The 12,178-nt window shown below is 44.2% G+C and carries 9 protein-coding genes; 5 read left to right on the forward strand and 4 right to left on the reverse strand.

Going from position 1 to position 12,178, the window contains the following annotated elements; translation table 11 throughout:
• Positions 1 to 391: 391 nt before the first annotated feature.
• From KHS79_RS02450 to KHS79_RS02465, 4 genes are read right to left on the reverse strand one after another with little or no spacing between them, the layout of a single operon-like run.
• Positions 392 to 1,132 (reverse strand): YciK family oxidoreductase, encoded by a 741-nt coding sequence (locus KHS79_RS02450; RefSeq protein ID WP_094789360.1) that lies wholly within the window; start codon positions 1,130 to 1,132, stop codon positions 392 to 394.
• A gap of 28 nt (positions 1,133 to 1,160) precedes the next feature.
• Positions 1,161 to 1,841 (reverse strand): HAD-IA family hydrolase, encoded by a 681-nt coding sequence (locus KHS79_RS02455; protein WP_212716338.1) that lies wholly within the window; start codon positions 1,839 to 1,841, stop codon positions 1,161 to 1,163.
• Between the two features lie 8 nt (positions 1,842 to 1,849).
• Positions 1,850 to 2,605, reverse strand: a complete 756-nt coding sequence (gene ubiG / locus KHS79_RS02460; protein WP_212716340.1) for a bifunctional 2-polyprenyl-6-hydroxyphenol methylase/3-demethylubiquinol 3-O-methyltransferase UbiG — start codon at positions 2,603 to 2,605, stop codon at positions 1,850 to 1,852.
• Between the two features lie 41 nt (positions 2,606 to 2,646).
• Positions 2,647 to 3,975 carry a TRZ/ATZ family hydrolase gene (locus KHS79_RS02465; RefSeq protein ID WP_212716343.1) on the reverse strand — a complete coding sequence of 443 codons (1,329 nt, stop codon included), beginning with the start codon at positions 3,973 to 3,975 and terminating at the stop codon, positions 2,647 to 2,649.
• A 345-nt stretch (positions 3,976 to 4,320) separates the two neighbouring features.
• On the opposite strand from KHS79_RS02465, the gene mtnA reads away from it, so the two are divergent.
• From mtnA to hisC, 5 genes are all read left to right on the forward strand, one after another.
• Positions 4,321 to 5,388, forward strand: a complete 1,068-nt coding sequence (gene mtnA / locus KHS79_RS02470) for an S-methyl-5-thioribose-1-phosphate isomerase (RefSeq protein ID WP_212716344.1) — start codon at positions 4,321 to 4,323, stop codon at positions 5,386 to 5,388.
• A gap of 606 nt (positions 5,389 to 5,994) precedes the next feature.
• Positions 5,995 to 8,676 carry a DNA gyrase subunit A gene (gyrA, locus tag KHS79_RS02475; protein ID WP_027706482.1) on the forward strand — a complete coding sequence of 894 codons (2,682 nt, stop codon included), beginning with the start codon at positions 5,995 to 5,997 and terminating at the stop codon, positions 8,674 to 8,676.
• A gap of 137 nt (positions 8,677 to 8,813) precedes the next feature.
• Positions 8,814 to 9,902, forward strand: a complete 1,089-nt coding sequence (gene serC / locus KHS79_RS02480) for a 3-phosphoserine/phosphohydroxythreonine transaminase (RefSeq protein ID WP_212716346.1) — start codon at positions 8,814 to 8,816, stop codon at positions 9,900 to 9,902.
• An 8-nt stretch (positions 9,903 to 9,910) separates the two neighbouring features.
• A complete protein-coding gene (gene pheA, locus KHS79_RS02485; RefSeq protein ID WP_027706480.1) occupies positions 9,911 to 10,999 on the forward strand; it encodes a prephenate dehydratase in 1,089 nt (362 codons plus the stop codon).
• Between the two features lie 38 nt (positions 11,000 to 11,037).
• Positions 11,038 to 12,141: a histidinol-phosphate transaminase gene (gene hisC / locus KHS79_RS02490; protein WP_212716348.1), complete on the forward strand. Its 1,104-nt coding sequence runs from the start codon at positions 11,038 to 11,040 to the stop codon at positions 12,139 to 12,141.
• The last annotated feature ends 37 nt before the right edge of the window (positions 12,142 to 12,178 follow it).

Below are 12,178 nucleotides of genomic sequence, written 5' to 3' on the forward strand. Positions count from 1 at the left end.
CAAAGCCTTCTGTAAATAGTTCCGTCTTGTTCGCTAAATCTTTGCGAATTTTATGCCACTTGATTAAGTTTTTATTATTTAAATACTTCTGCGGCTTTACAGTCCCGTGAGGGTTCTAGGCGGCAAATAGGTTCCACCATCATGGCTATTGTTTGATTTAACAACCAATCATAACGGATAGAGTAGGGGTAGCGTCAAATAAGTGACGAAAAAAATAATATAGTGGTTACATGATGATTTTAGTGGTGAATCGTGGATATGAAAGACGGTGTGCTATTTCAGTATTTTGAATTGCAACGCTCAAAGAGGAATGAGTCATCCTTTTTTGAGCGTTCAATGTAAGGGGAGTTAGTATGCGTAATAACCTGATAGAGGTAGCTATGATTTGGGGTTATTGAGCGTTAAAAGCTTGACCATTTACAGTTTTACTATCTGGCCCCATTAAGTAAAGGTAAACATTAAGGATATCCTCAGGGCTGGCCAGTTTAGACTGATCTTCTGCAGGGTAAGCTTTTGCCCTCATTGCTGTGCGGGTTGCGCCAGGGTTCACTGAGTTAAAGCGAATGTGGCTAATATCTTCCTCTTCATCGGCAAGTACTTGCATTAGCCCCTCTGTAGCAAACTTGGAGACAGCGTATGCTCCCCAATGGGCTCTACCTTTGCGGCCAACAGAGGATGACGTAAAAATGACAGAGGCATCGTCTGATTTGCGAAGCAGGGGTAATAGGGCCTGAGTCATCATAAATGCCGCATTAACGTTTACCTGCATGACCTGATGCCAGGTGTCAATATTGTACTGGCTAATGGGGGTTAGGGTTCCCAGGCTGCCTGCATTATGAAGCAGGCCATCTAGCTGGCCAAACTCCTCATCAATGCGCTGTGCTAGGTCATCATAGTCTTTGGGGCTTGCCCCTTCTAGATTCATTGGGTAAATAGCGGGTTGTGGATAGCCATTCTGCTCAATTTCATCATAAACGGCCTCTAGCTTTTTGGTGGTACGGCCTAACAAAATGACAGTAGCACCATAACGAGCAAAACTCAGGGCTGCCGCCTTGCCAATGCCATCACCTGCACCTGTTACTAAAACAACGCGATCAGCTAACAGATTGTCTTGTGCTTGATATTCAAACATGATGTTCGCCCAGTCAGTAAAGTTAAGCTCATAAAGTCCAATGGTTATCGTTAAGCCAGTCAAGAATTTCCATTACGGAATTGGCATGAAAATCTGCAGGCCAGGAAGCAGGGTCAGTATCACTGTCAATATAGCCATAGCATGCTGCAATCGTCACCATACCTGCACGTTGACCCGCTTCAATATCCCGCTCATGGTCGCCAATGTAAATACAGTGCTCTGGTTTACAGCTAATCCGGCTGCAAGCGGCTAGCAATGGTTCTGGGTGTGGTTTACGTTGCTGAACATGGTCGGGACATATCGTCACTGCACTGCGCTGGCTCAGGGCAAGTGAATCCATTATTGGCGCTGTGTATTGACTGGGTTTATTGGTGACCACTCCCCAGGGAAGGCGGCGAGCCTCAACCGCATGAAGTAAACGATCCATGCCAGGGAATAAGGCTGTTTCATTAACAAGCTGTTCTTCATAAAGCGCTAACAGTTGCTGGTGAAGATGAGTAAAGCGCTGGTCGTCTTCAGTTGTTGAAAATGCAAGCTTAACTAATGCTTTAGCACCATTAGATACGCAGTTTCGTACTAGGTTGTAATCAAGTGAATTTTCACCGTGAGCTTGGCGTAGACGATTTACTGCAGCCACTAAGTCTGGCGCAGTGTCGAGTAGTGTGCCATCTAAGTCGAATAAAATGGCATGAATAGGTGATGATGGCATGACTTTATTCATCTGGGTTTTATGGTGTGTAGCAAATAGTTGACACTAACATCGCGCTCATCCAATTTGTAGTGTTTGGTGATGGGGTTATAGGTCATACCTGTCATGCTTTGTGGTTGCAGACCTGCAGCACGAACCCATTGGGCTAGTTCGGCTGGGCGCAAAAATTTATTCCAGTCATGGGTGCCTTTAGGGAGTAACTTTAATATGTATTCTGCACCGATAATGGCAAATAGATAAGATTTTGGATTGCGGTTAATGGTTGAGAAAAAGACGTGCCCACCTGGTTTAACCAGTTGGCAGCAGGCGTTGATGACTGACGAGGGATCTGGCACATGCTCAAGCATTTCAAGGCAGGTGACAACATCAAACTGCTCAGGCTTTTCTTGAGCCAAATTTTCGGCTGTGGTTTGAGCGTACTCAACATTGACCCCTGACTCAAGGCTGTGTAGCTTGGCAACGGTCAGTGGGGCTTCTCCCATATCAATGCCTTGCACATCAGCTCCGCGTAAGGCCATGGATTCGGCAAGAATGCCGCCACCACAACCAACATCGAGTACTTTTTTACCTGCCAGGAATGCTCGCTCATCAATGAAATTAAGCCTTAGGGGGTTTATATCATGGAGAGGCTTAAACTCACTGTTACGATCCCACCAACGGCTAGCCAATGCCTCAAACTTAGCTATTTCATCTGCATCAACATTACTATTTGCATTAACGCGGTTGTTTGGGGTATCAACCTTGCGGTCAGGGGATTGTTCCATCGCGAGCATTTCCCGTTTTAAAGTACCTTGTTGGTAGTTATTTATTTGCCAGTAATGATCTTTTCTTTCCAGCGCAGGGCGTTGGCTTTGAGATAATCAATATCTAATGTAGTGAGTTCCCGGTTATTTAACACTAAATGACCGTTCACCCAAACATGCGTTACTTGTCGTGAACTTGCGGTATACACAATTTGTGAAACTGGATGATACATAGGTAAATTTTCCAGCTCATCAAGGTTAATGGCAGTGATATCTGCGGCTTTGTTGGCTTCTAAACTACCTGTAATGTCATCAATGCCTAGTGTTTTTGCACCGTTAATAGTAGCCATGGCGAGTGCTTCATGCGCTGACAAAGCTTCAGCATCTTCAGCAACGGCTTTAGCAAGCAAAGCGGCTGTGCGCATTTCACTGAGTATATCCAGGTCGTTGTTACTAGCAGCTCCATCAGTACCTAAAGATACATTAATACCTGCTTTTAGAAGCTGATCAACAGGACTAAAGCCACTGGCCAGTTTTAGGTTCGATTCAGGGCAGTGAACAACATTTGCACCTGTTTGTTGGAGCAGCTGTATATCAGCTTCAGTAATTTGGGTCATATGAACACACTGTAGCCTTGGGCTAAGTAACCCTAAATCGTGAAGACGTTGGAGAGGGCGCTTGCCTGTTTTGGCTAGCCCATCATTAACTTCTGTTGGTGTTTCATGAATATGCATTTGGATAGCGGCATCAAGCTGCTCAGAAAGGGTTGCGATTCGCTTTAATGGCTCATCTGATACGGTATAAGGTGCATGAGGGCCAAACATGATGCGGGTCATAGACTGGTGACGGAACTGATCAAAAACTTCTAGCCCTTTATGGAGATACTCATCAGGATCTTTTGCCCATGGCGTAGGGAAGTCCATGATGGGAAAACTGATTTGACTGCGAATTTTGGCATCCAAAGCGACTTTGGCTGCTACTTCTGGGAAAAAGTACATGTCACTGAATGTAGTAGTACCACAGCGCAGCATTTCAGCAATGGCAAGTTGAGTACCATCGTGAACGAATTCAGCGCTCACCCATTGTGACTCAGCAGGCCAAATATGCTCATTAAGCCAAGTCATTAAAGGCAGGTCATCAGCTTTCCCCCGGAAAAAGGACATGGCAGCATGACAGTGTGTGTTAATAAAACCAGGAATCAGTGCGTGGTTGGGGAGTTGCTGATGGTTTGCTGGCTGGAACTGATCTAGCACTTGTTCGTTGGGTGTAATCGCAACGATGGTTCCGTCATTAATAACAAGAGCGTGATTTTTGAGTACCTCTTTATCAGCGGTGACAGGGATAACCCAGCCCGCCTCAATGACGGTATCGACAGTTTTTTTTTCACTCATAGCGGCTTCCACAGACTGATTTAAAATACAACAGCATTAGTTAGTAGACTTATTAGAGTAATAAGTGATCAGTACGAGTTTATGCATCCTGCACAAATCACCTGTATCCAGAGACTAGTCGGCAGTATATAGTTTTGTGTTGTCTATTTCGAGTTTGATATTCAGCGTATGTTGTGTAGTTTGTCTGGCTTATATCAATAACTTAATGAGTCAATATACGACAATTAAATTATTTTATAGCTTATTAAAAAACGTCAGTATTTTTAGATTGATTTTTAAAGCAGGAAAGCAAAAGCAATATAGAGCTTATTCAGCTTATTAATCCAATGTAAAAGGACCTAAAAAATGCAGTCTTCTTTTTCCGGAGTAGAAGCCATTAGCTGGACAGGGGAGCAGCTAAAATTGCTGGATCAGCAAGTGTTACCTAATCAAATACGTTATGTGTTGTGCTCAACCGCAGAGGATGTTGCGTTGGCTATACAGCAAATGGTTGTTCGTGGGGCACCAGCTATTGGTATTAGTGCAGCTTATGGTGTTGTTCTTGCCGCAACTATTGGGCAACCATTAAATACTCTCATGGCTAGCCTTGATATGCTCAGTGCTGCACGACCAACAGCGGTTAATCTCCGGTGGGCCATCGCACGAATGAAGGCTTTGATTGATGTGCATGTTATATCTTCTAAAGAACAACAAGTAACGGCTTCGTTAAAAGATAAGCTTATTGCTGAAGCTATTGCGATTCATCAGGAAGATATTACAGCTAACAAAACAATGGGGCAGTACGGTAAACAGGTTATCTTAGCTACATTGTCGAGTAGCCATAAGATAAGAGTAATGACTCACTGTAATACAGGAGCATTAGCCACAGGTGGTTATGGAACTGCTCTGGGTGTTATTCGGGCTTTGGCTGAAGCTGATGAGCTGCAGCAAGTTTGGGTGAACGAAACACGCCCGTGGCTTCAAGGTGCGCGTTTAACCGCCTGGGAGCTGAGTCAGGAAAAAATACCCTTTGTTTTGGGAGTAGACAGCGCAGCAGCCTACCATATGGCTACTAATAAAATAGATTGGGTGATAGTCGGTGCAGACCGTATTACAGCCAATGGTGATACGGCCAATAAAATTGGCACCTATAGCTTAGCAATACTGGCTCGGCATCATGGTTGTAAATTTATGGTTGTTGCACCATCTTCTACGGTGGATATGGAATTGGCAACAGGCAATGAAATTGAAATTGAGTGCCGGGGAAGCCATGAGCTCGTTATGTTGGGTGAAAAAAATGTAGCACCTGAAAATACTGTCGTAAGTAACCCAGTCTTTGATGTGACGCCTGCTAGCTTGATCGATACAATTGTTACAGAGCGGGGAGTGATAGAAAATCCAACTTTGGCAAAAATGCAACAACTGTTTTGCTGAAAGTGGGTTTGATAGTCGTAACGTGACGATTTAAATGTATTGTTGGAATAGCGTGAGTCAGATGCATTGATTAAATATACACCTTTGCGGTAATTGGTTATAATTGCTCATCTTTTTGCTGGGTGACCGAAACTTCACGGAATAATTCCCAGTCCAACTAGCAAAGAAACTGGTTGAGTATAGCTGGTGAGATATTACCAGTGGTGAATAGATTAAATATGCATTGAGCATGGTAAGACCCATACCCCTTTGCCTTAATCATTTGCGCAATCTGTATCAAGGTTGCGTGCTTGCTACTGTTGTGAGTTTTGAATGCAAGAGAAAAGGTGTTATTGAGGCTGTTGTACAAACTTGAAGGCTGTTGTTGAAAAAGTGTTGTGGCAGCCTGTAGATGGCATAAGCATCCTAAATACGTGCAGATAAATACAGCTTAAGTGGGTTGTTGGGTAATTTAGGTTAACTTGCTTAGAAGACAGATGCTCAATACGCTTTTTCATGTTGAATAGCTTCACTTGGTGCAGTTGCTTAATGCATAGGTGTTATCGGTTTTTGACTCATTGATGCGGGCATCAGTCAGAACCCACAGCATAAGGAAACATATCCGTAATGGGTGATTTAGCTAAAGAAATACTTCCGATTAATATCGAAGATGAGCTGAAACAGTCGTATTTAGATTATGCTATGAGCGTGATAGTTGGGCGTGCATTGCCTGATGTCCGTGATGGTTTGAAGCCAGTACATCGTCGTGTACTGTTTGCGATGAGTGAGCTTGGTAATGACTGGAATAAAGCTTACAAAAAGTCGGCACGTGTTGTTGGTGATGTAATCGGTAAGTATCACCCTCATGGTGATTCTGCGGTGTACGACACGATTGTCCGTATGGCGCAGCCTTTTGCAATGCGTTATGTGCTGGTTGATGGGCAAGGTAACTTTGGTTCTGTTGATGGAGACTCAGCTGCTGCGATGCGTTATACCGAAGTACGCATGGCAAAAATTGCTCACTCCATACTGGCGGATTTAGAAAAAGAAACCGTTGATTTTACGCCTAACTATGATGGTACAGAACAAATCCCAGTTGTATTACCAACCCGTATCCCTAATTTGTTGGTCAATGGTTCTTCAGGTATTGCGGTAGGGATGGCGACCAATATTCCTCCGCATAATCTTAGAGAAGTGATTAATGGCTGTTTAGCCCTGCTTGAAGATGATTCTTTAACGATTGATCAGCTAATGGAATATATTCCTGGGCCGGATTTCCCCACAGGGGCAATTATTAATGGCCGGGCGGGTATTTTGCAGGCTTACCGAACTGGTCGTGGCCGAATCTACATCAGAGCAAAAGCGGATATAGAAGAAGATCCAAAGACAGGCAAGCAAACTATTATCATTTCTGAAATCCCTTATCAGCTCAATAAGGCTAAGCTGATTGAGAAAATTGCTGAGCTGGTAAAAGATCGCAAAATAGAAGGGATTACAGAGCTGCGGGATGAGTCTGATAAAGATGGAATGCGTGTAGTGATTGAGCTACGTCGTGGTGAGTCAGGAGACGTTGTACTCAATAACCTTTACTCACAGACGCAGCTGGAAAGTGTCTTTGGTATTAATATGGTGGCACTGGTTGATGGTCAACCTAAGCTGCTAAATCTGAAAGAATTAATTGAAGCCTTTATACGCCATCGCCGCGAAGTCGTTACACGCCGTACCGTGTATGAACTTCGTAAAGCCAGAGAGCGCGGGCATATTTTGGAAGGACAAGCGGTTGCGTTGTCCAACATCGATCCGGTTATTCAGCTGATTAAAGAGTCTCCGACACCTGCTGAGGCGAAAGAGAAGTTGATTAATACACCTTGGCAGCCTGGTCATGTGTTAAACATGATTGATCGTGCTGGTGCAGTTTCTTGTCGCCCTGATGGTTTACCAGAGGAATATGGTTTACGTGATGGTAAGTATTATTTATCACCAGAGCAGGCCCAGGCTATTCTTGAGCTACGTCTGCATAGGCTGACAGGCTTAGAGCATGACAAGTTATTGAATGAGTATCAGGAGTTGCTGAAGCGAATTGCTGAGTTGATGCTTATTTTGTCAGATGCAAACCAGCTAAAAGCGGTGATTCGTGAGGAGTTAGAACAGGTTCGCGAAGAGTATGGTGACGAGCGACGCTCTGAGATTGTCAGTTCACGGGTTGACCTAACCGTTGAAGACCTCATCACTGAAGAAGATATGGTGGTTACCATTTCACGGAGCGGTTACGCTAAAACAACACCGCTGGATACCTATCAGGCTCAACGCCGAGGTGGTCGTGGTAAGTCAGCAAGCTCATTGAAAGATGAAGATTATATTGAGCACTTGTTAGTGGCGAATACTCATACTCAGATCTTATGTTTCTCGTCGGTTGGTAAGGTTTACTGGTTAAAAGTGTATGAGATTCCTGCTGCAGGGCGGACATCCCGTGGCCGACCAATTAATAATTTATTATCGCTACAGGCTGATGAGTATATTACGGCTATCTTGCCAGTCGCTGAGTTTACGGAAGGCCATTTTGTCTTTATGGCGACGGCGAATGGTACTGTTAAGAAAACACCATTAGAGCAGTTTTCACGTCCTCGTAATGCTGGTCTTCGTGCGTTGGAGTTGGATGAAGAAGATCATCTTGTGGGTGTTGCTATTACCGATGGTGAACAGGACGTCATGCTGGTGAGTAGTTCTGGTAAAGCTATTCGCTTTAAAGAATCAGATGTTCGTGCGATGGGGCGGACGGCAAAAGGGGTAAGAGGTATTCGTCTGCAAGAGCAGCATAAAGTTATTTCACTGATTATTCCTGATAATGATGGCTTTATTCTTACTGCAAGTGAAAATGGTTATGGTAAGCGCACTCAAGTGGCTGAGTTCCCCGTTTATGGGCGAGGCGGTCAGGGTGTGATTGGTATGCAAAGCAGTGAGCGTAATGGTGCGATTATTGGTGCTATTCAAGTCTGGGATAATGATGAAATGATGTTGATCTCTGACCAAGGCACATTGGTCAGAACACGCATTGACGAAATCTCAGTGCTTAGCCGAAATACTCAGGGTGTGCGCTTGATTAAGCTGAGCAATGATGAGCGTCTAGTCAGTATCGAGCGGGTTGCTGAGCCAGAGGATTCTGGTGATTTGAGCGAAGAATCTGAAGAGCTTAACGATGTTGTTGATAGTGAAGTTGGAGCTTCACAAGTGACAGAGGGTGAGTCAGAACCAGATGCCGATAATGATGATCCTGATCCTCAGCAGGGAGAAGAGCCTGGTGAAGACTGACAAACGGCTGCAAAAGGATGACCTGTCAGCGGATCAAGCTGACCTGAAGCCGCTAAAGTGTTAACAGAACGGCCAATGTCCTGACTGGGAGATTGGCCGTTTTATTGTCTATGGAGTTAGTTGGTACGGTATTGTTTATGACACGAGCCTTTAATTTTTGTGCAGGACCTGCGGCTTTACCTGATGAAGTGCTGCTACAGGCTCAGGCTGAGCTGCTTGATTGGCAGCAGAGGGGCATTTCCGTTATGGAAATCAGTCACCGTCATGCCGCGTTTGAAACTATGGCTGCTGAGGCTGAGCAGGATTTACGAGATCTGTTGCAAGTACCTGATGATTATGCTGTGCTGTTTATGCAAGGTGGAGCAACGGCTCAGTTTTCACTTATCCCAATGAATTTGCTAGGAAAAGAAGCTAGCCCTCTAGTAGCATGTGTTAATACCGGAATTTGGTCAAATAAAGCCACAGCTGAAGCTGCTCGGTATGCTAAAACCCATATCGTTGCCGATGCTCAAGGCTTCCAGAATACAACAATCCCACCAATGACGGAGTGGGATATTCCAGCGCAGGCTTCCTATTTACACTACACCCCGAATGAAACCATTGGTGGGCTTGAGTTTCACTTTGTACCTGAGGTGGAGTCAATTCCGCTGGTTGCAGATATGTCCTCTACGCTACTATCCAGACCGATTGATGTCAGTAAGTTCGCTTTAATTTATGCTGGTGCTCAAAAAAATATTGGACCGGCAGGGATTACCCTGGTCATTGTGCGTAAAGACTTGCTTGATCGTGTGATGCCTTCAACCCCCTCAGTGTTTAATTATCAGCGCATTGCAGACAATGGCTCAATGTTAAATACACCGCCAACATTTGCCTGGTATTTGTCAGGGCTGGTATTTAAGTGGTTGAAGCGCCAGGGTGGGCTTACAGCAATGGCTGAAATCAATGAGCGAAAAGCCACAAAATTATATCGCTTTATTGATGAGAGTGACTTTTACCATAATCCTATTGATCCTGACTGTCGTTCCTGGATGAACGTACCCTTTACTTTAAAAGATGACACCCTAGATGCTCGGTTTCTACAAGAAGCGGAAGCAAATAAGCTGATGAACCTAAAAGGTCATCGCTCGGTGGGAGGAATGCGTGCTTCTATCTATAATGCAGTACCTGAGCAAGCGGTAGATGCACTGATTACTTTTATGAAAGATTTCGAGAAACGCTGCGGTTGAAAAAAAGTATGTCTGAAACTGAGCAAAAATTAAAAGAATTACGCAATCGAATTGATGCAATTGATAGCAAATTACTGACGCTGATTAGTGAGCGTGCTGATTGCGCGAAGGGTGTAGCCCAAGTCAAGCAGCTGGAAGGTGATAGTTTTTTTTATCGGCCAGAGCGTGAAGCACAAGTGCTGCGTAGCATCATGCAGAATAATCAGGGGCCTCTTGATGATGAAGAAGTGGCTCGTTTGTTTCGGGAAATTATGTCTGCATGTTTAGCGCTGGAACAGCCTATTCATGTGGCCTACCTGGGGCCAGAAGGGACATTTACCCAAGCAGCAGCCATTAAGCATTTTGGGCATTCAGCTGTAAGTGTGCCCATGGCAACGATTGATGAAGTGTTTAGGGAGGTGCTCGCAGGAGCGGTTAACTATGGTGTTGTTCCTGTCGAAAACTCAACGGAAGGAGTTATTAATCATACTCTTGACTCGTTTATGGAGTCACCACTAAAAATATGTGGAGAAGTTGAGCTACGCATTCATCATCACTTACTGGTTTCAGAACACACTCGCCGTGAAAAAATTTCTCGTATTTACTCACATGCTCAGTCTTTAGCGCAATGTCGTAAATGGCTGGACTCTTATTATCCAGGTGCTGAACGTGTTGCTGTGAATAGTAATGCGGAGGCTGCAAAGCGTATTAAAAGTGAATGGCACTCTGCTGCAATTGCGGGTGATATGGCGGCTGAGCTTTATGAGTTAGAAAAGGTCTCTGAAAAAATTGAAGATCGTCCGGATAATTCAACACGATTTTTAATTATTGGAACCCAAGAAGCGCTACCTAGTGGACAAGATAAAACGTCAATCATGGTGTCAATGCGTAACCAACCAGGTGCTTTGCATGAGCTGCTAGAACCTTTTCACAAAGGAAACATTGACTTAACTCGTGTGGAAACACGTCCTTCAAACACAGGTACGTGGAATTATGTGTTTTTTATTGACTTTTTAGGCCATGTTCAAGAACCTGAAATTGCAGAAGTTATGAAAAATGTAGCTGCTAAAGCTTCTGATCTAAAGATTTTAGGTTCTTATCCTCAAGGGGTTCTTTAACCGTAAAACACATCAATAATAATGATTAGGGAGTGGCTATGTCAGTGGACTATGCACAGCTGGCAGTACCGGGGGTTAGGCAGTTACAACCTTATGTGCCAGGTAAACCCATTGAAGAGGTTGCCCGTGAACTGGGCTTGGCGCCAGAGAGTATTGTTAAGCTGGCAAGTAATGAGAATCCTTTAGGGCCTTCCCCTAAGGTCCTGAAAGCGATTGCTAATGCTCAAAGTGATTTGACTCGTTATCCAGATAGTAATGGCTTTAACCTGAAAAGTGCATTGTGTGCTCACCTTAATGTGGCATTCGACCAGATTACATTAGGGAATGGCTCTAATGATGTACTTGATCTTTTGGCGCGTGCATTTGTGGCTCCTGGCGCAGAAGTCGTATTTTCCCAGTATGCATTTATTGTCTATCCCATTGTTACCCAGGCCGTTGGTGGGAAAGCTGTTGTAGTGCCTGCACGGGAGTGGGGGCATGACCTTGACGCTATGGCGAAGGTGGTTAATGAAAAAACTGCGATGGTTTTTTTAGCTAACCCAAATAATCCTACGGGCACCTGTTTTTCTCGAAGTGAGTTAGTTAAGTTCCTTGAACAAGTACCTAAACGCGTTATTGTTGTGCTTGATGAAGCCTATTTTGAATACGTTGGGGGTGAAGACTATCCTAACGGCTTATTACTTCAGCAGGATTTTCCTAACCTTGTGGTATGTCGTACGTTTTCTAAAGCTTACGGGCTTGCAGGCTTACGTGTTGGTTATTCAGTTGCGTCACCTGTAATAACAGACCTGTTAAACAGAGTTCGCCAACCTTTTAATGTAAATAGTATTGCGCTAGCGGCTGCTGAAGCAGCACTTGAGGATCAGGCGTATTTAGCAAAGGCCTGTCAGATTAACCATGAAGGTATGATGCAAATTACATCAGCGTTTAATGCTCTTGGTATTAGCTATATTCCTTCAAAAGGAAATTTTATAACGGCTGACTTTGGTGAGAGTGCTGGGAGTATTAATCAGCAGCTGCTTCAGCGAGGAGTGATTGTTCGACCAGTTGCGAACTATGGTATGGCTCACCATTTACGCATATCTATTGGACTGCCCGAAGAAAATGAGCAGTTTATTGAAGCACTTAAGCAGACACTCTAACTTTCAAGCAACCTCGAAATTACCTATATTGCTAGAT

The sequence above is a fragment of the Zooshikella ganghwensis genome, assembly GCF_018263875.1.
Taxonomy (GTDB): domain Bacteria; phylum Pseudomonadota; class Gammaproteobacteria; order Pseudomonadales; family Zooshikellaceae; genus Zooshikella; species Zooshikella ganghwensis.

Bases quoted from the DNA above. Each gene is read 5' to 3' on its own strand.
- KHS79_RS02450 (WP_094789360.1), bottom strand. From the start codon at position 1,132: ATGTTTGAATATCAAGCACAAGACAATCTGTTAGCTGATCGCGTTGTT.
- KHS79_RS02455 (WP_212716338.1), bottom strand. From the start codon at position 1,841: ATGCCATCATCACCTATTCATGCCATTTTATTCGACTTAGATGGCACA.
- ubiG (WP_212716340.1), bottom strand. From the start codon at position 2,605: ATGGAACAATCCCCTGACCGCAAGGTTGATACCCCAAACAACCGCGTT.
- KHS79_RS02465 (WP_212716343.1), bottom strand. From the start codon at position 3,975: ATGAGTGAAAAAAAAACTGTCGATACCGTCATTGAGGCGGGCTGGGTT.
- mtnA (WP_212716344.1), top strand. From the start codon at position 4,321: ATGCAGTCTTCTTTTTCCGGAGTAGAAGCCATTAGCTGGACAGGGGAG.
- gyrA (WP_027706482.1), top strand. From the start codon at position 5,995: ATGGGTGATTTAGCTAAAGAAATACTTCCGATTAATATCGAAGATGAG.
- serC (WP_212716346.1), top strand. From the start codon at position 8,814: ATGACACGAGCCTTTAATTTTTGTGCAGGACCTGCGGCTTTACCTGAT.
- pheA (WP_027706480.1), top strand. From the start codon at position 9,911: ATGTCTGAAACTGAGCAAAAATTAAAAGAATTACGCAATCGAATTGAT.
- hisC (WP_212716348.1), top strand. From the start codon at position 11,038: ATGTCAGTGGACTATGCACAGCTGGCAGTACCGGGGGTTAGGCAGTTA.